We start from the raw sequence: 21,072 nt of genomic DNA, 5'->3' as shown, positions 1-21,072 counted from the left end.
GCTCTTACTCTCTTTCTCGTTAATTTGAGACTTGTGCGCTTACGATTTCTGAACTCAAATAATCACTCAATGAGGATCCTGGATAGGCGGACGCATACAAATCAATGTAAGTGAAAAGAGATTTAAAAGAATAACCCGAACCAGGCATGACTGCTGTCGCAACACCATGTCCTTTGTCGTCCACCCCTCTTTTGTTTATCCAATCATATTTTTCGTCAAGAGAACTTAAATTCATCGGAACCTCTAGTTTTCCTTGGCTCGTTAATTCAGTCTGCTTAAAACCCCTAAATTGCAAATCGAGAACTCCGGAGTATGTTTTTGGAGCGTTATTGTAGTCAATATGATATTTTGCAATTAAGACATAAGCATCCGACGGCACTTGAAATCTTCCGTATCTCATCTTATCCAAAGCCGGAAGCAATTTGCGATTCGGGTCTTTCGGATCGCCCAAATTGATTGCAATCAGTTCGTCTAGTTCTCCACGAAATTTATTCCCGTTTTGAAGAACCAACTTATCCAAGCTCCAAGAGTTAATCCCAACATTGGTGCTGCCATCATTGTATGAAGCATTGTAATACTGCGGCATCACGGTGAAAATATTCGTCCGATGCCATGCAAGCTCGGCGTTACCCACCGCATATTTATCTACTGGTATTTTTTTACCAGAATTTATGGAAAGAATGCGCTCAATGATCGCAATCGCCTGGGCACGGGTCGTTGTTCCGTTCAAATCGAGCTTCCCTGCTCCCGTTCCGTGCAAAATTCCTTTCGACGTTGCTTTGAAAACCATCAATTTATCGTTCGTGACCGAATCTTTTTGCTGATAATGATAGTCGGTAGAGCGAATGGCCAAACGAACCATTTCGAGCCTCGACAAGTCGGAATCATATTTCGAATCAAAATCACTTGCCCGATGGATGCCGGCATCGATCAAAGACGAAACATATGGTTGATACCAAAGGGTTCCCGTTTCGCCGTGCGGCAGCTTGAGCGCATCAGCGAGCATTCGGAAAAACTCCGCCCGGCTCACTTTTTGATCCGGCTTAAACGTGCCATCCGGAAATCCGCTGACATAACCTTTCTTAACGGCCTCATCAATCTGCACCTTCGCCCAATAGGAGTCCTTCACGTCTTTGAATCCGGCACCGGACGAGGCGCCGTTCACGCCGCCGTTCGCATAGACCGGCACAGCCAAAATCAACACCAATACCGTCAACACAACAAGCAGACCTTTTTTCATGCGTACACTCTCCCCAGTCATTGTCATCGGAACACCCTTCCGCCCGCTCCTACCGCATATCCGTGACCGTACCGACATCCTCAAGCAGCGGAGGGGCCAGCTTCCCCGTTTCCCCGGCCGCGGCACCGGCTTGTCCCGCCATTAAGGCAAGAAAAGCCAACACGATCAGCACGATTCCGTCCCAGCTTCTCATCATTCACGCCACCTTTCGCGATTGAATCTTTCCGAAAAAAACAAAAAGAAAGCACATCCGTCGTCATGATCGCTCGCGGGTGCTTCCTCGCTTTTCACGTATATGGTTGATGTTTCCATTATAAGAAAGGATGACAATTTTCGTCAACGGTTGATTTGCTTTTCACACTTGCTGCTCGTAAGCAAGCTGATGCCCATCCTCGAAACCCTTCGCGAAGCCGGCATCGAAGCCCGCGGTGTAATGGCTGTCGAACGCGTCCACGTAATCTCGCGCGGTCCCTTGCCGCCTGCGGCTGCTGCGGTGGCGGTGCCGATCTCTTCTACGCCGGCTGCTGTGCCTGCTCCCGTGCTTGCTTCGGTCCTTCGCCGACTTGCCGCGGACTCGTTTTCCCGGCGCTTTCGTTCCCTTGCGAAGCTTGCGTCCGGCACCGGACTTTCTCCCTTTGCGCGCGCGCGCAACGGTTCGCGGATTACGAATCGATTTACTGACCTTCACGCCACACCTCCCGTTCCTCGCTGCCCGGCCGGACAGACTCCCGCCTTCAGCCACGGGGAGACCGGCGTTCCCCGCTTCGGCGGACGCCATCCCGTTCCCGTGACGGTACGGAGAAGCGCCGCCTGCATGCCCTCCAGCACCCGCACGTGCTCCCTAAGCGCCGCGGGAGAGACTCCGGCTGCGGCCGTCACGTCCGCAGCGCTTTCCAGCATGGCCGCGAGCGCCTCCTGGCTGCGAGCGATCGATTCCAGCAGGTGAAGCCGGATCTCCCACTCCCGCTCCAGCCGGTTCATCTGCCCTGCTCCTCCATGTCGAATCCGGCGCCCATCCCATGGCCATCATCCTGGTCCTGTTCGGGATGCAGAATGATCCTCATGTTGCGGCTGAGCGCGTTGCACAGTTTGGTTAAACCGTCGATCACTTCGATTTGCTGCTCGTGGATCTGCAGGCAGACCCCGAGCCGTTCCGAATGCGACTGGAAGACCCCTTCATTCAGATGCTGCACCAACCAGTTGCGCACTTTCTCGGCCTCTGCCGCTTTGGCGCCGAGCATCAGGGAGACGTTCCTCTGGATGCCGGCGATGGCGCCCAGCGTGGTCTTTAAAGCATCTTCCGTCCTCGCAGTCGAGCCCTCTATTCTTCTTCTCATGTTATTCTTCGTCGCCCCCGTCCTGCGTCGCTTTGACGACGTTCGTCAGGCTTTCGGCCACCGCTTCCTCCAATTCGGCCAAGCTGTTCAAATAAGCGACGACGCTTTTGGTCAATTGGGAAGAGCCTTCCAGCAATCCCTCTATTCCCCCCAACTCCGGATGAACGTCGGGAATCGAATGGGCGAGCTCAGCCGATCGGACGGTCACCTGCCGTTTGGCCTCCAGAATCCTAGCCATTTGCTGATGCGATTGGGACAGCTGGACGACGATATCCGTCATGATTTTCTGCAACGCAAACCGCCTCCGATCACCGGGATGCTACCATCATATTCCCGCGCGCGGCGCATGTCACACCGGAGCGGCAGACCGGACCGGCGCCGGCCTGGGTTCATAGACGCTGTTTCAGCTTAGGAAGGGGAATAATGGGAGGGCCGCTCTCGCGGCCCGAAAGCTCATTCTCCGCGACCAATCTCGCCGGCTTGACATGCAATTGCCAAGAATGCATCGCCGTTATGCTGATGACACGGCGCACCGTGTTCCCTTCCACGTGATAAACTTGCCCGTCGGGCAAAATCGCCACGCCGGCCCCCCACCCTGCGGGATCGTCCAATCCTCGCCAACTGCGTTCGGCTTGCGTGGATTTGATGGGCTCGCCGACGGGCCAGCGCCGCAAGTCGACCTGGGAAACCTGCACGACGGGAAAAGAAAGCGAGCCCTCGACGGGATGTCTCTGCCCCTGCTCGATCCAATACACCGCGTCGCCAATCCCTTTCACCGCAACCCTCTGCGGATAGTACAAAGCGCCCGCAGGCAGCTCTCCCCGGTACCCTGGGGCATGTTGAACCGCCCGCTGCACCCACCCGATCGGATCGTTCCATTTGACCGCGTAATAACTCTCGTTCCGGTGATTCAATTCGAAAAGCGAGCTTCCGAGCGCCCTCATGCTCACGCTGCCGAAATGATGGATGAACGTGTCTCCGGCGATCACCAGCCGTTTGCCCGCCAAGCGGACCCGGATATTGTAGTCGTTATCCTCGAAGTTCCCGATTTCGAAACCTTCGTCGAAATAACCGATCTCTTCGAAAAGCTCCCGCCGGAACACGAGGCAAAATCCTCTCAGCCAGTCGGAGTCGCGCCACATGGCGGGCCTGCGGTGATTATGCTTGCGCGCGAACGCATGCATCTCCTCCAGCTTGCGATAATGTACGTGGATTTTCTGTTCACCCGAGATGTAGTTGGTTACCGGTCCTACCATCCCGGTGCCGGGGTCGCTGTTCAGGCAGTAAAGCAAGTTCCGAAGCCATTTCTCCGTGACCACCGTATCGTTGTTCAAGAGCGCGATCGTCCGCCCTTTCGACATCATCAGCCCTACGTTCACGGCGCCCGAGAATCCCTGATTCGTCTCCAGGATGCGGAACCGAACCTGTCCGCGCAATGATTGCAAGTATTCCGCCGTCCCATCGGACGAAGCGTTGTCCACCACCACGATCTCATAGGGGGATTCGGTATGTTCCTCGATGCTGCGCAGGCATTTTTTCAGAAAATGCAGCTGATTGTACGTCGGGATAATGATGCTGGTGCCGTCGAAGAGAGTGCCGTATTGCCGACCGCCGGATAGAAGCCCCTGACGGTATCCTTCCTCGAAGCCGCGCCGGAAGGAATCGTGGCTGTCGTCTTTGCGGTCCATATCTGGTACGGCCGTCATATTCGTCACCTCGCTGTAGGAATTGAAGTGCCGTGCGGAAACCCGGTGTCCGACGAGACTCCGGCCATCCGGTTCGCAAGCGACCCGAAGTCGATCGCTGCTTTGCCCGTCAGGGCCGCCAGACGGGTACAGATCGACACGGCAGCGACGCCTGCCGCCACCAGCGCCAGGTCGAATTCGACCGCCGCCGCCTCCCTCGTCACCCGAGCTGCGTCCTTGAATCCGCGCACCGGCGTAATGACCCCGGCAATGTGGACCCCGCGTGCTCTAAGCACCTCGGATAGCGGAAGGGCGGCGTTGCCGACGAGAAGGATTTTGCGACCTTCCAACAGCTTCATCATGTAACCTTGATCGTCCAAGGAATAATTCATCGTGGAAGTCGTAAGGCGGAGGGAGCCGAGGTCGATGTCGTAAGTCCTTAGAATCTGCAACAAAAGCGGTTGAAAATAGGGCAATCTGGACATCGGAACCCCGATCAGGGACGCGGCGCGGAGCGAGTGCAGCAGCTCGTCGCGGGCTTCCAGGTCCGGGACGGTCACGCCCGCCTTGGACAGGAAAGTCCCGGCCCGCTCGACTTCATGGATCGACAGCACCTTCTCTTGCGCGAGCGTCAGCAGCTCTCCATCCCCGAAACGGACGAACGAATAGGGAAGCCGATGCCGAATCGCTTGATCGATTTGCTCGTAAACCTCCGGCGGAAACAGAATGGGATAGCCCCTCCCGCGGAGCGCCGCCACCCCGGCTGCCATCGCTTCCTCGGGCGTTACGCCGGGAATGAGAACGTCAAGCGGCAAAAATTGCTGAAGCAGGGCCTCGTTTGCGTTCCGAAGCCCCTCATCGTATCCCCTCTGAAAAGCCGATTGTTCCAATTTACGCTCTCTTCTTCTGCGGTGGCGACTGCTTCTTTTCCTTCGTTTCGCCCGTTTTATGCGTAAAGCACTTTCCCGGCCGGACTTCCCGCGGAGTCGGGTATCGGATGTCACGGCAGGAAGCCCTTCAATTTTTTGCCCGCCGTTTCAAGAGACTCGAAGGTCCCCGCATCCGTCCACCAACCCTGGACTTCGGCATAAGCCAAAGTCCCCCTCCGCGCATATTCGTTGTTCACGTCGGTGATTTCCATTTCCCCCCGCTGAGAGGGAATGATTTTATCAATCACGTCGAAAACGCCGCCGTCATAGAAATACAGGCCTGTCACGCAAAAATCCGAAGGCGGCTGTTCCGGTTTCTCCTCGATCCGCGCGATTCTGCCGTCCTCCGGCAGAAGCACGGGAACGCCGTATCGGCGCGGATCCTCCACCTTCTTGAGCAGAACCATCGCCCCTTCCGGCTGGCGCTCGAACCGTTCGCGAAACGGCAGCAGGCTCTCCTCGAACAGATTGTCCCCGAGCAGCACGGCGAACTTCTCCCTGGGCTCGATCACCGGCCTGGCCAGCCCGAGCGCCTGGGCAATGCCCCCTGCTTCCTCTTGAACCCGGTACAGCAGGGAGACCCCCCAGTCGCGCCCGCTGCCGAGCACGTCCGCGAATCCACCGAGCGCCGAACGTCCCGTTACGATGACGATGTCGCGGATCCCCGCCTCCCGGAGTTTGGCCACCCCGTAACAGATCATCGGATAGGCGCCGACAGGGAGCAAATGCTTATTCGTCCAAAACGTGAGGGGTTTGAGTCTCGTTCCCGTACCGCCTGCCAAAATGACAGCCTTCAACGCGTTACCTCCTTGTTCGCTAGCCAGCGGGTCCTCTTCCTTCAAACGAATGCCCGCGGATCTTGCTTCCATTTCTCCATAAACCGACGATAATTCCGTTCCACGAGCTGTTTCTGCGCGTCCGGATCTCTGCGGAAGCTGACGCTTCCTTCGTGATAGATGAGCGCGTCATGGCAGATCAGCAGCCGAAAACCTTGCTCCCTCGCCCGGAAGCAGTAGTCGTCGTCCTCGTAATGGCCGGGATTGAACCGTTCGTCCAGCAGGCCGATCCGCTCCATCAGCTGCCGCCGGAACACCAGACAGAAACCGACGATCCGGTTCGATGCCGCCCATTTCGAAGGGTCGGATCGGTTCACTTGGCCGGCGATCGTCTGAAACTCGGCCAAGTTATCGAACGGGTAATCCACCTTCTGGGCTCCGCTCGCGTAGTTCGTGACCGGACCGACCATGCCGATATCCGGGGCGCTGTACAAAGCCTCGGACAGATTGGCCAGCCAGCGAGGGGTCACCACCGTATCGTTGTTGAGCAGCACGAGGGTTTCCCCTTGCGACAATCGCAGCCCAAGGTTGCAAGCGGTCGGAAACCCTTCGTTCCGCGGCAGCGACACGAACGGGATTTTCTGCTGGAGGCACCATTCCGCCGTTCCGTCAGTGGACGCATTATCGGCCACGATCAATTCATAGGGAACATCCGCCGTATGAAACCGGACGGATTCCACGCATCGCTGGAGCAAGTCCAGACCGTTAAACGTGGGGATGATGATGGAGGCCCGCGCGCTCATGTCCATCCCTCCAGCAACTTCCGGTTGCGAACGGTATCGGGAAACAGCAGCCGGCTGCCCTTGTGCCGGAGCGCCGTCCTCCATGCCTCCGCGTGTTCGCGGACGGCTTTGCCGGTCCGATCCGCTGTGTCGGATGGAATGGCGGGCCGGACGGCTCCTGCGATGCCTACCCGAAGTCCGCTGTACATAGCGATGACCTGGGCCTGGGCCGGATGGGCCAACGGGCCCGGGACGAGCCGATCGAGCGCCCGTCTTGACAGCGCAAAGGGAAGCGAAGACAGGGAATTCGCCCGCAAATCGCGGCGGTTCATCGTCCGGTTCAGGAATTCCGCCAGCCGGAAGACGTTTTGCCTCGTATGGAACAATCCGAGCTTGCCCGTTACATCGTTTAAGGCGATGTCCAGTCCGTTGTCGCAAGCCCACAGAAACCGGGCCAATCGCTCCGCCTTCAGCGGCCTTCCCCCGTCGAGGAACAAGACGGAATCCGCCTGCGTGATTCTTGCGCCCAAAGCCCGTCCGACATCGGAATCCGCCAAGTCGGGCCGATAGGCGATCATCACGTTCGGCTGCGTGCGGGCCGCGGCGATGAGGGCCAGGGACGAATCTCCGGGAAGCAACACGACGATTTCCCGAAGAGGGAGCCTTCTGAGCCGCCGCAAGGCGCCGCGCAGCAAGCTCGCGTTCCGCGGCGCGTATAGCACGGCGGCCGCCGACCCTTGAAGCGGCACCGGAATCAGCTGTCCTCTTACGCCGGATCCGCGCCAGAAACCGGAAACATACCGCTTCCCGTCTCGAAGCGCAGCCGGCCAAGGCCGCCTCCTGCCGCCCGGCTTCCGCGCGATGAGGCTCCAGGAACGATGAGCCGCCTCTGCAGCCGTACGGGCATCCGGGCGACCTCGAAATCGGGTTCGCCAGTTCGCGCCGTCGCGGATGCCTCTGCTGAACCAGCCGAGACCCGTCCCGCCGCGACGGTTACCTTTCCGTTTCCTGCGCTTCATCCCGGCCTCCCACCGTCCCGTCCGGCCCGGCTCCGTCAGAAGGAAGCGGCGGACCCTCCGCCATGCCGAGCCACCAATGGATGGCTTCCAGGTGGTCCCCTATGATCAAAGCCTCGAGGGAGACCTTCCTCTCCCGCTTCGTTCTCATCCGGTTCAGCTTTCCGACGTTAACCGGACGGCTCAGCCGGACGTTCAGACCTCTGCGGACCGAAATAGCGTGCGCCACTGGAGGAACCGCCAGCGGATCGGTTCCGATAACCTCCAGCGCCCGCCTGCTCATCGCATGGGGGATGGCCGTGAGGGATGCCCCCTTCAAATCCGGCCTTCCCATGAGATCGTTTAGCGCATATTTGGCCAACACCACGCCGTGCACGACCGCCCGTTTGACCGGACCGGAGTAGTCGTTCAGCGCGACGTCCGTCCCCCGTTCGACGTCCTCGACGAATGTCTTCAGCACGTCCGCCGGGATGACCATATCGGCGTCGATAAACAGCAGAACGTCGCCTACCGCCTCCTTCGCTCCGATCGCCCGGCCGACGTCATGACCGAGGGGGCGGTCGAACGCGATCACCTTGGCGCCGCTTCTCCGGGCAATCCCGAGCGAGCCGTCCGTGGATCCGTTCGCCACCACGATGACTTCCGTCCGGGGATGGACGCGGAAGGCTTCCTTGATGACGCGGTCCAGCGTCCGCCGCTCGTTCATCACCGGGATGATCACGGATACATGGGGGTTGATCGTTGAATCGCGGCTCTCCCGGGACGGTTCGGAAGCACGCGAGCCGTCCCGGCGCCGGCCCGGTTTCGTCGGCAATCCATCCAGCCTCCTCTCGCGGCTCGGGCAACGGTTTACATGACATTGTATGTCTGACGTGTCCATGTGCAACGGCATATGTACGGCCCCGGCAGGTTCGAGAAGTGTGTTCGGATCGCTGCGCCGCCGAATTACCGCCGAGAAAAACGCCTGACGGCGTCCTGACCGGTATCCGGAAAGGGTGCCGAAATACGTTCCGCCAAGTCATGAATTCCTGGAAAGGTATTCACGATAGGATACCTTTGCTGGGATACCTTTGTTGGGATACCTTTGTTGGGATACCTTTGTTGGGATACCTTTGTTGGGATACCTTTGTTGGGATACCGATGCTGGGGTACCTTTGCTGAATACCTTTGCTGGGATACCGATGCTGGGGTACCTTTGCTGGGGTACCTTCCGGATAGGGCAGTTTCTCGAAACCGTGTGCCAATTCGCCCGCCGGACAACTTTAGAGGGAAAACCTCCCTCTAATTCCAATCATTTTAATTATTTGGGATATTTAGATGGAAAACCTCCCTCTAATATCGGTGAAAAACTTCAATTCAGGGTATATAGCCGGAATTAAAGGGAGGTTTTCCTTCTAATCACACGCTTGAGGCCAATACGCAAAAATAGAGGGCGATTTTCCCTTTAATCGTCTTGACTGTGGGACAGCCGACCCATGAGGCACCCCGATCGGAGACCTGCCGAAATCAGATACACGTACGACGCTCATGCGTGCGACTTCGGACATGCTCCGAACTCCTGGCTCTACTTTCTGAATCACCAATGAAAGGAAAACCGGTCCATGCGCGCGGCATGAACCGGTTTTCGCTTTATTGTCCGATGGCGACCCATTGGATGGTGCCTTGAGGATCAGGCCCGAGCCGCGTCCGCACGATCTGAACGACGGCTTCGTGTTTATGTTTCGTGCGCAGGAAGCAGCTGCACGAAGGATGGTCCGACATGGCGAACAGGACATAGGATTCGTCGGAAAACGGATGGTCGAATACGACGTTGACCTCGATGGATTCGATCGGTCCCTGGAAGACATAAGGGATGCTGCCGTAAGTGAGGGAGACGCCCGACTGCCGCGCGGCAACCGGCAGAATCGCAAGATGCTCCGCTCTCACGCTGCTTTCCGCGAGATGCTCGGAGGTCACACTCCCAGGCGCGAGATGCTCGGCTTTCACGCTTGCATCAGCGATGTGCTCTGCCGTCACGCTGCCGAGCGCGAGGTGCTCCGATGTTACGCTCTCATGGGCGAGGTGCTCCGCCGTGACGCTCCCATGCGCCAGCTTTCCGCTATGAATGGAACCGTTCGCCAGATACTTGCCGGTGATGCTTTCCTCTTTCAGTTCCAACGAGATCGGAGCGCTGGCATAAGAGATCGCCTCGACGGCAGCCTTCTCCGCCCGGGCCAACATTTGCCTGACTCCGTCGGACAGCTTCTCCACGCTTACGCTGCCGTCCGCCAGCTTCGCTTCCGACACCGCGCCGTCGGCGATCTTCTCTGCGCTCACGCTGCCGTCCGCCAGCTTCGCTTCCGTCACCGCGCCGTCGGCGATCTTCTCTGCGCTTACGCTAGCGTCCGCCAGCTTCGCTTCCGACACCGCGCCGTCGGCGATCTTCACTGTGCTTACGCTAGCGTCCGCCAGCTTCGCTTCCGCCACCGCGCCGTCCACGATTTTCGGCCGACTGACGCTGCCATCCGCCAGTTTCGTCTCCGTAACCGCGCCGTCGATTATTTTCGGACCGCTTACGCTGCCATAAGCCAGCTTTCCTTCCGTAATCGAACGATACGCCAATTTGGCTTCGCTGATGCTGCCGTCCGCCAGCTTCGCTTCCGTCACCGCGCCGTCAACCAATCGGTCCTCCGTAACAGGGGATATTGCCTGCTCGAGCATGCTGACCAGCGAAACGTCCAGCTTGCCGGCCGTCACGCTGGCGTCCGCCAGCTTCGCTTCCGTCACCGCGCCATCGACCAGTCGGTCCTCCGCGATCGGAGTCAAGGCCTGCTGCAGTGCGCCTTGCAACGATACATCCAGCTTGCCCGCCGTCACGCTGCCGTCCGCCAGCTTCGCTTCCGTCACCGCGCCATCGACCAGTCGGTCCCCCCCGATCGGAGTCAAAGCCTGCTCCAGTGCGCCAAGCAGCGATACGTCCAGCTTGCCCGCCGTCACGCTGCCGTCCGCCAGCTTCGCTTCCGTCACCGCGCCGTCGACCAGCCGGTCCTCCGCGATCGGAGACAAAGCCTGCTCCAGCGCGCCTTGCAACGATACGTCCAGCTTGCCCGCCGTCACGCTGCCGTCCGCCAGCTTCGCTGCCGTCACCGCGCCGTCGACCAATCGGTCCTCCGTGATCGGGGACAGTGCCTGCTCCAGTTCGCTGAGTAACGAAACGTCCAGCTTGCCGGCTGTCACGCTCCCGTCCGCCAGCTTCGCTTCCGTCACGCTTCCGTCCGCAAGGTGCGGGTTCGCGATGGAACCGTCCGCGACGTGTTCGGCGCCGACCGCGCCGGCCGCCAGTTTGCCTGCCGTGACACTGCCGCCGGCCAAATGTTCTTCCGTCACCGCGCCTGGACTCAACTGTTTCGAGCCGACGGCGCCGCCTGCAATCTTGTCTCCCGTTACGGATTGATCCGCCAGCTGATCCGAACCGACCGCGCCGGCCTGAAGCCGTTCTGCGCCGACCGGCGCCGCCCCTGCGGCAATGGCCTGCAAGAGGTCGGCTCCCAGCTTGGGAGCGGTCACGCTGCCGTCGGCCAGGTGAGCTTCCGCCACCGCGCCGAAGCCAAGCTGCTCCGGACCGATCGCTCCCTGCGCGATTTTGCCGCCGTCGATCGCTTGATCCCTCAGGTGCTCCCCGCCGACAGAATCATAAGCCAGCTTTTCCGCCGAAACCGCCCTGTCGGCCAATCGCTCCGTTCCGACCGGCGATGCCGCGGCTTCAAGAATCTCCCGCAATTCCGCCTCCAGCTTGCCGGCCGTCACGCTTCCATCGGCCAGATGCTCTTCCGCAATCGCGCCTTTGCCGATCTGCTCCGAGCCGACCGCGCCGAAAGCGATTTTCTCGCCCGTGACGGATTGATCCGCGAGGTGGCCGGTTCCGACCGCGCCTGTTCCCAATTTCTCCGCCGTCACGGCGCCGTCACCCAACCGGGCTTCCGGAGGCACGGCCGCGAACGCGATGGTCTCGATCAGCGAGGGATTCAACTTGGCTGCCGTAACGCTTCCGTCCGCCAGGTGATGTTCCGTCACCGCGCCCATCCCGAGCTGCTCCGAGCCGACCGCGCCGAAAGCGATTTTGCCCCCGTCGACCGCATGATCCTGCAAGTGCTGCCGGCCGACCGAATCATAAGCCAGCTTTTCCGCCGAAACCGCCCCGTCGGTCAACCTCTCCGATGAGATCGGCGCTGCCGCGATTTCGATGATCTCCCTTAGCCCAGCTTCCAGCTTGGCAACCGTCACGCTTCCGTAGGCAAGGTGAGCTTCGTTCACAACGCCCGCCCCAAGCTGCTCCGAACCGATCGCTCCCCTCGCGATTTTGCCGCCGTCGACCGCGTGATCCCTCAGGTGCTCCCGGCCGACCGAATCATAAGCCAGCTTTTCCGCCGAGACCGCCCCATCGGTCAATCTCTCCGCTCCGATCGGCGCCGCCGCGATTTCAAGAAGCTCCCTCAATTCCGCCTCCAGCTTGCCGGCCGTCACGCTGCCGTCCCCCAAATGGCCTTCCTGAACCGCGCCCGCCCCAAGCTGCTCCGAACCGACCGCTCCCCTCGCGATTTTGCCGCCGTCGACCGCTTCATCCTGCAAATTCGCGCGGCCGACCGAATCGAACGCCAGCTTATCCCCGGTTACGGATCGTTCGACAAGCCTTCCTTCTCCAATCGGTGCGATGCCGAACGTGATCATGTCCCGCAATTCCGTTTGCAGCTTGCCGAACGTCACGCTGCCGTCCGACAAATGGGCTTCGTTCACTGCGCCAGCCGCCAGTTTGTCGCTGTTGACGGATTGGTTTTGGAGCTGCACGCTGCCCACCGAAGAGATGGCCAGCTTGGCGCCGGTAACCGATCCGTCGGCGAGCCTCTCTTCGCCGATCGGCGCCAAAGCCGTTTGAATCGTGTCCCTAAGGGCGTCATCGAGCTTCCCGAACGTCACGCTGCCGTCCTGCAAATGCTCCTCCCGTACGGCCCCGGAACCGAGCTGTTCCGGCCCGACCGCACCCCGCGCGAGTTTGGAGCCGTCGACCACTTCGTCCTTCAGATGCGCCCTGCCTACCGTAAAGTAAGCCAGCTTACCGGAGGTGACGGCTCCGTCGGCCAACCGCTCCGTTCCGACCGGTGCCGCCGCGGATTCGATGAATCCCCGCAGGCTCGCCTCCAGCTTGGCAGCCGTCACGCTGCCCTCCGCCAAGTGATCTTCCGCCACCGCGCCCGGTTGAAGCTGCTCCGCCCCTACCGCCCCGCGTGCGAGTTTGGCGCTGTCCACCGCTTCCGCTTGCAAGTGCGCGCTGCCGACGGAACCGGATGCCAGCTTCTCCTCCGTCACCGAGCCGTCGGCCAACCGCTCCGTTCCGACCGGCGACGCCGCCGTTTCGATGGTCTCCCGCAGCTTCGCTTCCAGCTTGCCGGCCGTCACGCTGCCTTCGGCGAGGTGGCCTTCCTGCACCGCGCCATTCCCGAGCTGCTCCGGCCCGACCGCTTCCCTCGCGATTTTACTGCCGTCGACGGCTCCATCCTTCAATTGCGCCCTGTCAACCGAAGCGAATGATAGCTTCTCGCCGGTCACGGACCGGTCCGCCAGCCGCTCTTCCCCCACCGGAGCCATGGAGAACTCGATCATCTCGAGCAATCCCGCCTCCAGCTTGCCGATCGTCACGCTTCCTTCCGCCAAATGGGCGTCCTTCACGGAGCCGTATGCGAGCTGGTCGGAACTGATCGCGCCGACCGCGATTTTATCGCCGTCGACGGACTGGTCCAGAAGATGCGCGGTGCCGACCGAGGAAACCGCCAGCTTGGCCCCGGTAACCGAACCGTCGGCAAGCCTCCTCTCGTCCACGGGCGAGACCGCGATTTCGACCGCATCCTGAAGTGCGGCGTCGAGCTTTCCGAGCGTAATGCTGCCGTCCGCCAAATGGGCCTCCATCACCGCGCCGTAGGCGAGCTGCTCCGAGCCGACCGCGCCGCCGGCGATTTTGTCCCGGTCGACCGCCTGGTCCTTCAAGTGCGCGGTGCCGACGGAACCGAACGCGAGCTTCGTTTCGGTTACCGAACCGTCGACAAGCCGCTCGCCCGTTACCGGAGACGCCGCGAGTTCGATCGCCTCACGAAGCGGAGATTCGAGCTTCGCCGCCGAGACCGAGCCGTCGGCCAAATGCGTCTCCTGCACCGATCCGGGAACCAGATGCTCCGCGCCGACCGCTTCTCTCGCGATTTTCCCGCCGTCTACCGCCTGATCCTGCAGATGCTCGCGGCCGACGGAATACTCGGCCAGCTTGGATTCGGTCACGGCCCCGTCCGCCAGCTTGCTCCCCTCCACGGAACCGTCGCGCAGATGCACGGAACCGACGGCTCCGGCTTCCAACCGGTCGGAGCCGATCGGACGGTCGGTCTTCTTGGTCCATTCGTACAAATCCGCCGACAAATGGGACATCGTGACGGTGCCCTTGCGCAGGTGGTATCCGTGCACCGACTCCGGCTTCAAATGTTTGCCGCTTATGCTTTCCAGCGCGTAGTGCGCGCTCCGCACGCCGCCGGGTTCGAGCTTCTCGTGCGTGACCGATCCGTCGGCCAGTTTGGCCGCCGTCACCGAACCGTCCGCCAGCTTGCTCTCGTCAATGATGCCGTCGGCCAGGTGGTCGCTGCCCACGACCCCGTCGCCCAAATGCTCCGAACCGATCGAATGCGGCTTCAAATGATCCGCGCCGACCGCGTTTTCCGCCAAATGTCCGCTCCCGACCGCCCCGGCGGCCAAGTGACGGCTTTCCACGCTGCCCGCGCTCAAATGGGCCGACCGGATCGATCCGTCGCCGATATGGACGCCGAGCACGCTTTTCTCCGCCAGATGGATGTCGTTGACCGACTGCGGGGACAGGTGCCGGCTTTCGACCGCTTCCGCGGCCAGCTGTTCCGCCTTGACGGCCCCTGCCGCCAGCGCGTTCGTCGTGACGGCTTCTTCCGCCAGCGCCTTCTTGCCGACGCTGCCGTCCGCCAAGTGGATTTCCCCGACCGACTGCGGACGCAGATGCTCCGGTCCCACCGCGCCTTCGGCGATAATCCGCGACGTGACGGCACCTCCCGCCAAAGCAGACGTGCGTACCGAACCATCCTCCAGCTTGGCGGCCGTCACGCTGCCGTCCGCCAATTTGGCCGCGGTCACCGCCGAATCGGCCAGCTTGTCGGTCGAAACGCATTCCGGCGACAGCTTGAGCGAAGTGATCACATGGTCCGTCAAATGGTGCGACAGCACCGAGCGAACGCCGAGATGCCGTTCTCCGACGGCTCCGGGCGCAATGGCCTTATCGGTGACCGATTCCGCCTGCAGGGTCGAGGCGTTGACCGCTCCGGGCGCCAGATGCTCCTGGTCGATCGATCCCGGCTTCACGTGCCGTCCGTCCACGGATTTCTGGGCCAGCGCGCCGCCCGTAACGGTTTCGATTCCGAAATGGAGGGGCCTGAGCGCTCCTACGGCAAGCTTCTCCGCCGTCACGCTCTCCGCGGCCAGATGCTCGGTCTTGATCGAATCCGGCGCCATATGCCGGCTTTCGACCGCCTTGTCGGCGATCTTCTCGCCGGTCACGGCATGCTTCGCCACTTGCGGGGTTCCAACCGCCGCCTCGGACAGATGTACGGTTCTGACGGCTCCTTTGGTGAGCTTGGAGGAACCGATCGCGCCCTCCTGCACGTGTACGGCACCGACCGTACCGTCGGCCAAGTGCCGGCCCTCAATGGACCTCGGAGCCAAATGCCGGGCTTCCACGGCGCCGTCGACCAGCTTCTCGGACGAAACGCTCCCCCGCGCCAAGTGCCGGCTCAGTACCGCTTCGTCGGAGATCTTCCCGGATACGACGCTTTGATCGGCGATTTTGGTCGACGTGACGGCGTGATCGACCAGCTTCATCGTCGTGACGGATTGGTCCGCGAGCTTCGAAGCCGTTACCGAATCGTCAGCCAAATGCCGCGGTTCAACGGCTTTTTCGGCGAGATGGCGGCCTTGGACCGATTCGGGGCGCAGATGTTCGGCTGTGATGGATCCGTTTGCGAGCTTGCTTCCCGTAACGGAACGGTCGGCCAGTTGCTGGCTTCCGACGGCTCCCTCGGCCAGCTGCTCCGCCCCGATCGCGCGCGGGGCGATATGCTTTCCCTGCAGAATGCCGATCGAAACGTGGTCCGCCAGAATGACGCCGTCGGCCAAATGCTTCGATTCCACGGCCCCGCGGGCGATGATATCCCCCGTCACCGACGACTCCCTCAGCTTGGACGGCGTAACGGCTCCGTCCGCCAGCTTCGACGTGTCGATGCTTTCATTGGCCAAGTGCTCGCTGCGGATCGAGGCGCTGCGGATTTTGTCCGAGGTTACCGCCTGGTCCTGCAGCAGCTCCGAAGTAATGAGAGAAAGGCTCAGATGCTTTGCGGAAATCGAGCCTTCCGCGATTTTATCCGAGCTGATCGTCCGGTCCGCCAATTTTTCCGAAGTAACGCTGCCGTCCTTGAGCTTCTCGGACGTTATGGAACGGTCCCTGATTTTCTGTCCGGAAATGGCGTTTTTGGTCAGATGCTCGCCCGTGACGGATTCCGGAGCCAGCTTGGTGGAAGTCACGGAGCCGTCCGCCAGCTTGATCGCGGTCACCGCGAAGTCGGACAACGCGTCTGTCCCCACCGAGCCTGCCGCTAGCTGCCTCGAACCGACGGTGAACGGCGCGATTTTGTCTCCCGTGACCGCTCCGTCGGCCAAATCGTCCGTGTAGACGATCGGCGCCGGCTTGGCCGGGAGACGTTTCTCTTCGAGCCTGGCGTGCCGGACTTCCGCGGCCATCGGGATGATGCCCTCCGCATGGCCGGACGCCCCCTTGTCGGCGTCCGGTTGCTCCGGATCCGCCTCGAGATCCGGCTCGGCATCCTCTTCCGCCTCGATCCAGCCCAAATCCTGCGCGGCCGCTTCGTCCGGTGATGATTCGTCCTCTAGGGAGGAATCCGCGGATTTGACGACTTTCGCGATCCGATCGGGTTCCTCCGGCGCGGAGACGTGCTCGCCGGTCTTGCGTGCGGACCTCGGCTCGGCAGCTTCTCTCTGCGCGGAAGCCGCAGGCGGAGACGCTGTTCTCCATACCCCCGATCCCGTTTTGGCGCCGGGTTTCCCTTGCGCCCTCTTCTTCGAATCCGCTCGCCGCCCCGCCTGGCGTTCGGACGATTCCGTCCCTTTCGCCGCATGGGCCGATTCCGCCGAAGCCGCCGACCCGAGCACCGTGACCGGCTTCGTCTCGTTTTTGTGTATATCGTCCAGCCATTGGAGTTCGAGTTTGTTCGGATTATCGACATAATAGAGCGGCTTTCGGCTTTTGGGCGGTCTTTTCGGTTTGTCCTTTCTCATGTCCCTCTCCTTCCCCGTAATCGAGTCTGGAGTATCATATGCATTCACCTATGGGCACGTCACGAGGTTGGGCGTTTCGGTTGCACTTTGTCCGGTCTTATGGCACACTTAGCAAATGTAAATGACGACGGGAACAAAGGAGTGGCCGGCCTCATGAAACGCCGACTGCTGCGCGCGATGACGGAGCTTTCCTCGCGCAAATTCGTTTCGAAAATCACCGGCGCGTTGGCCAAATCGGCCTACAGCCGCCGCTTCATCCGGCGCTTCGCGGAAACGTACGGGATTGCCACCTGGGAAGCGGAGAAGAAGCTGGAGGAATACCGCTCCCTGAACGAGTTCTTCACCCGGCGTCTGAAGCCGGGCAGCCGGACGGTCGATCCCGCCTCCGGCTCGCTGGTCAGTCCGGTGGATGCCAGAATCACCGCCTGCGGCCCGGTCCGGGACGGCCTTCTGCTCCAAATCAAGGGGCAGGACTACACGCTGGACGAGCTTCTGAACGGTTCGCCCCGGATCGCGCACTACCGGAACGGCCATTACTGGGTCTTGTATTTGAGCCCGACCGATTACCATCGCATCCACGCCCCCTGCGACGGGGACATCGTGGAGACGGAACACGTGCCCGGCCGCGTGTACCCGGTAAACGAATTCGGCCTGACCTTCATGCGCCGCGTACTCTCCCGCAACGAACGGCTCGTAACCTATATCCGGCACGGGGACGGCGAGTTGGCCGTCGTGAAGGTCGGCGCCCTCAACGTCAGCAGCATCCGATACGTCGAACCGATGCCGAAGGTGCTGGCCCGCGGCGACGAGCTTGCCTATTTCGAATTCGGCTCCACGGTTGTGCTGCTTACCGAAGACGGGACGCTGGAACCGCGCGCGGACTTGAAAACGGGGGACACCGTAAGGATGGGGGAACGGCTCGGCACGCTGATTTCGAAGTGAGGAACGCCAATGTGGAAGATTAGTGTGTGGGCAGGATGCAAGACGCTGCCATCAAGTTAGATTCCCTTGAGGCGGTACCGTCAAGAAGTCTGTGAAGGCAATTTATCCACCGGGATGATGGAAAATTAATACGTTTTCGTTCAGTTTAAGTGCGCAGCCCAAGCGAAGGCGCGGGAGTCGAACTTGGACTTTACTTTGGTAAACAGACCCTTTTGCATCATCCCCCGCACCTCCGTGCCCGCACGTTAAGCTCGCCTCGCAAGCTTATCTCATCCCCCGCACCTCCGTGCCCGCACGTTAAGCTTGCCTCGCAAGCTTATCTCATCCCCCGCACCACCATGCCCGCACGGTAAGCTCGCCTCGCAAGCTTACCTCATCCCCCGCACCTCCATGCCCGCACGTTAAGCTCGCCTCGTTGAGTCGAGTATTTGAGCCTAATACGACGTGGCGGCGTAACGCTGCCGCACCGCTCCAACCGACCAAACCCGAATATAAACGCAAACGCCCGCTTCCTTCCGGTCCGAAGGATGGCGGGCGTTTCTATTTACCTTACGCGGTCAGCGGATTTCCGACGGACTCTTGCCCGTGTACTGCTTGAACTGGCGGCTGAAAAAGAAGATGTCCCGGTACCCGAGCGCGTCCGCGACCTCCGTCACGTTCATCCCGGCGTGCAGGAGCAGATGCTGGGCGCGCTCGATTCGGGTCCGGATCATGTAGGTCTGCACGGACATGCCGATCAGTTCCTTGAACTTGATCGAGAAATACCGGGGCGACAGCCCGGCTCTCGCCGCCAGGTCGTCCACCCGGTGCGCGGTGCCGGGATGCTGGCGGATGTAGTTGGCCACCTCGTGGATGCTCTCCGTCAGTTGGTTGCTGGCCTTGCGCTCCACCGGCTCCTCCCGGTCGTGCCGGAGCAGGTGGATCATCAGCTGCTTCAGGATGAGCCGGGCTTCCTCCTCCGCGGCATAGGTACGGACGAGGAACAACCGTACGTACCTGGCGAGCAGGAACTCGAAATCGATCCGGTCCCCCAGCCCCAGCACGCGGTACGAATCCGGCACGTCCCTTACAGGCTCCGAGACGTCGAAATGGATATACGTCAGGACGAGGGGCTTCTGGGGATGATGCGTGGCGGTCGGATGGTCCCCCGGACGGAAGAGGAAGCAGCTCCCCGCCCCCACGGGATAAGCGGCGCCGTTCAGGACGACCTCCCCTTCTCCGCTCCACACGTAAAATAAATCGTAGTTCTGCATCGGCTTCTCGCGTTTCTGCCACTTCCAGCCCGGCTCGCACACGATTTTGGCGAACGAAGGCAGCAGCACGAACGACGACGGCGCCGCGTTCAGCATCATCCTTTACTCCTCTCCGCGGAATCCGAGCTCGGCGGCCGCCTGCCCGATCCTTCCGATTCCTTCCCGAATCCGTTCCTCATCCATGTGGGCGAACCCGAAGAGCGCTGACGGCGGACGTACGGAGGTGGCGCCCCGGGTACCGGCCGTCCCGGCTTCGTAATCCGCCCCGTCCTTCCATTCGACGCCTCGGGCCCGGCAAACCCGCTTCAACTGCTCATATTGTAACGGATCCCGCCGCCACAACGCATATAGATGCAGGCCCGCGTCCGAAGGAAGCACCCGGAAACAATGGCCCAGGTGCGTTTCCAGCTCCGAGCGCAGCGTTCCCTCAAGTTTGCCGTAAATCCTCCTCATCCGCCGCATATGCCGGTCATACCCGCCTTGCGCCATCCATTCGGCCAGCGCCCGCTGTTCGGTAACGCCCGTCGGATAGGGTTCGTACAGCGTCTTGGCGGCGATGAACGCTTCCCGCAGCGCGGCCGGTACGACCGCGTAACCGATCCGGACCTCGGTTCTCATCGAACGGGAGAACGTGCCGATATAGACGACCCGCCGCTCTCGGTCCAACGCCTTCAGCGGCTCGATCGGCCTGCCTCCCCAGCGGAAATCGCTGTCGTAGTCGTCCTCCACGATCCAGGCTCCCCGCCGGGAAGCCCAGCCGAGCAGCGCCAACCTTCGCTCGTAGGCGAGCACCGCCCCGGTCGGAAATTGGCGGGCAGGCGTCACGAACAGCACGTCGGCGTCCCAGTCCCGAGGCACGATGCCTCCCTCGTCCGCCTCTTCCGTCACGAGCCGCGCTCCCGTCGCGAGAACCGCCCGGCGGATGCCCGCGTATCCCGGATTTTCAGCCACCGCCGTTCGGCCTTCCTCAAGCAGCAGCTGAGCGAGGAGCGCGATCGCCTGCATCGAGCCTCCGGTGATCACGATATCGTCCGCCTCGCAGCGGATTCCCCGTTCCCGGCGCAGCCTTCCCGCAATGGCTCTCCGAAGCTCCGGACTGCCTGCAGCCGCAGGCGTCTTCTCTTCCGGTCCGCGTACGCCGCTTTTCCAACAGGAAGAAACGACGGAGCGCCATTCCGCCCAGGGGAACCACCTCGCTCCGATGTTTTGCGGAATGAAGCTCACGGCTGCGGGGCCGGAGGACCCGGCTTGTCCATCGTCCGGCGCTTCGGCGGCTGATCGAGGCTGGCCGGACGACCTTGCACCGGCGATCCGTTTGCCCCATTGCGTTAACCGGAGCTCGGCGGCTTCGGCTTGCCCGGCCTCCTTGCCAGGCCGCATCGCCTTGCCGTCTTCCGCCGGTCCCGCGACGAAAGTGCCTTGACCGACGCCGGCACGCACGTACCCCTCCGCGGCGAGCATTTCATACGCGAGGCTGACGCTTCCCCTCGACAAGCCGTAAACGGAAGCCAGCTTCCGCGTCGAAGGCAGGCGCTCGCCCTGCGGCAGCAGCCCGTCGGCGATCGCGTCCCGAAGCGCCTGATACAACGCCATATGCTTGCTCCCGCACTCGGCCAGCTTGGCGGCGTAAGCGATCGGCAAGGTCATGCCGACTCCCCCCTTTCATTGGACCATTATTTTTACTCTAAATTGGATCTTTTCGGCTGTCAACGAAAGACGTACACTGTT

General features: G+C 61.2%; 16 protein-coding genes. 1 reads left to right on the top strand and 15 read right to left on the bottom strand.

From position 1 onward, the window contains the following. Positions 1-19 precede the first annotated feature (19 nt). The 13 genes from GE107_RS15225 to GE107_RS15165 form a co-directional block, all read right to left on the bottom strand. Positions 20-1,240 carry an S-layer homology domain-containing protein gene (locus tag GE107_RS15225; protein WP_219640823.1) on the bottom strand — a complete coding sequence of 407 codons (1,221 nt, stop codon included), beginning with the start codon at positions 1,238-1,240 and terminating at the stop codon, positions 20-22. Positions 1,241-1,289: 49 nt separating this feature from the next. Further along, positions 1,290-1,436: a hypothetical protein gene (locus GE107_RS15220; protein ID WP_219640822.1), complete on the bottom strand. Its 147-nt coding sequence runs from the start codon at positions 1,434-1,436 to the stop codon at positions 1,290-1,292. A 159-nt stretch (positions 1,437-1,595) separates the two neighbouring features. Further along, entirely contained in the window at positions 1,596-1,928 is a 333-nt protein-coding gene (locus GE107_RS15215) for a hypothetical protein (RefSeq protein ID WP_219640821.1), read from the bottom strand. Next, positions 1,925-2,221, bottom strand: coding sequence for a hypothetical protein (locus tag GE107_RS15210; RefSeq protein ID WP_219640820.1), 297 nt, complete (start codon positions 2,219-2,221; stop codon positions 1,925-1,927). Before GE107_RS15210 ends, GE107_RS15215 begins: the two co-directional genes overlap by 4 nt. Then, positions 2,218-2,577 carry an alpha-helical endospore appendage domain-containing protein gene (locus GE107_RS15205; RefSeq protein WP_219640819.1) on the bottom strand — a complete coding sequence of 120 codons (360 nt, stop codon included), beginning with the start codon at positions 2,575-2,577 and terminating at the stop codon, positions 2,218-2,220. The genes GE107_RS15210 and GE107_RS15205 overlap by 4 nt, the downstream gene beginning before the upstream one ends. Before the next feature lies 1 nt (position 2,578). After that, the gene (locus GE107_RS15200) at positions 2,579-2,869 is read right to left on the bottom strand and encodes a nucleoside-diphosphate sugar epimerase (RefSeq protein ID WP_219640818.1); all 291 of its coding nucleotides are present in this window, start codon (positions 2,867-2,869) and stop codon (positions 2,579-2,581) included. 97 nt (positions 2,870-2,966) lie between these two features. After that, positions 2,967-4,283 (bottom strand): glycosyltransferase family 2 protein, encoded by a 1,317-nt coding sequence (locus GE107_RS15195; RefSeq protein ID WP_219640817.1) that lies wholly within the window; start codon positions 4,281-4,283, stop codon positions 2,967-2,969. Positions 4,284-4,288: 5 nt separating this feature from the next. Then, the gene (locus tag GE107_RS15190; protein WP_219640816.1) at positions 4,289-5,152 is read right to left on the bottom strand and encodes a GT-D fold domain-containing protein; all 864 of its coding nucleotides are present in this window, start codon (positions 5,150-5,152) and stop codon (positions 4,289-4,291) included. A 110-nt stretch (positions 5,153-5,262) separates the two neighbouring features. Then, complete coding sequence (locus tag GE107_RS15185; RefSeq protein ID WP_219640815.1) at positions 5,263-5,988, bottom strand: sugar phosphate nucleotidyltransferase; 726 nt, start codon at positions 5,986-5,988, stop codon at positions 5,263-5,265. Between the two features lie 41 nt (positions 5,989-6,029). Then, positions 6,030-6,770 (bottom strand): glycosyltransferase family 2 protein, encoded by a 741-nt coding sequence (locus tag GE107_RS15180; protein ID WP_219640814.1) that lies wholly within the window; start codon positions 6,768-6,770, stop codon positions 6,030-6,032. Next, entirely contained in the window at positions 6,767-7,768 is a 1,002-nt protein-coding gene (locus tag GE107_RS15175; protein WP_219640813.1) for a hypothetical protein, read from the bottom strand. Before GE107_RS15175 ends, GE107_RS15180 begins: the two co-directional genes overlap by 4 nt. Continuing rightward, positions 7,743-8,579, bottom strand: a complete 837-nt coding sequence (locus GE107_RS15170; protein ID WP_255570499.1) for a glycosyltransferase family 2 protein — start codon at positions 8,577-8,579, stop codon at positions 7,743-7,745. Before GE107_RS15170 ends, GE107_RS15175 begins: the two co-directional genes overlap by 26 nt. A gap of 815 nt (positions 8,580-9,394) precedes the next feature. After that, the gene (locus tag GE107_RS15165; RefSeq protein WP_219640812.1) at positions 9,395-17,149 is read right to left on the bottom strand and encodes a WIAG-tail domain; all 7,755 of its coding nucleotides are present in this window, start codon (positions 17,147-17,149) and stop codon (positions 9,395-9,397) included. Positions 17,150-17,302: 153 nt separating this feature from the next. On the opposite strand from GE107_RS15165, the gene asd reads away from it, so the two are divergent. Beyond that, complete coding sequence (gene asd, locus GE107_RS15160; protein WP_219640811.1) at positions 17,303-18,091, top strand: archaetidylserine decarboxylase; 789 nt, start codon at positions 17,303-17,305, stop codon at positions 18,089-18,091. A 557-nt stretch (positions 18,092-18,648) separates the two neighbouring features. Here asd and GE107_RS15155 read toward each other — a convergent pair. Then, positions 18,649-19,440 carry a helix-turn-helix domain-containing protein gene (locus tag GE107_RS15155; RefSeq protein WP_219640884.1) on the bottom strand — a complete coding sequence of 264 codons (792 nt, stop codon included), beginning with the start codon at positions 19,438-19,440 and terminating at the stop codon, positions 18,649-18,651. A gap of 6 nt (positions 19,441-19,446) precedes the next feature. Continuing rightward, a complete protein-coding gene (gene pdxR / locus GE107_RS15150) occupies positions 19,447-20,991 on the bottom strand; it encodes a MocR-like pyridoxine biosynthesis transcription factor PdxR (protein ID WP_219640810.1) in 1,545 nt (514 codons plus the stop codon). Positions 20,992-21,072: the final 81 nt, after the last annotated feature.

This window comes from Cohnella sp. CFH 77786, assembly GCF_019400745.1.
GTDB lineage: Bacteria > Bacillota > Bacilli > Paenibacillales > Paenibacillaceae > Cohnella.
Note: the sequence above shows the minus strand (reverse complement) of the source record. Positions and strands in the feature narration are given on the sequence as shown.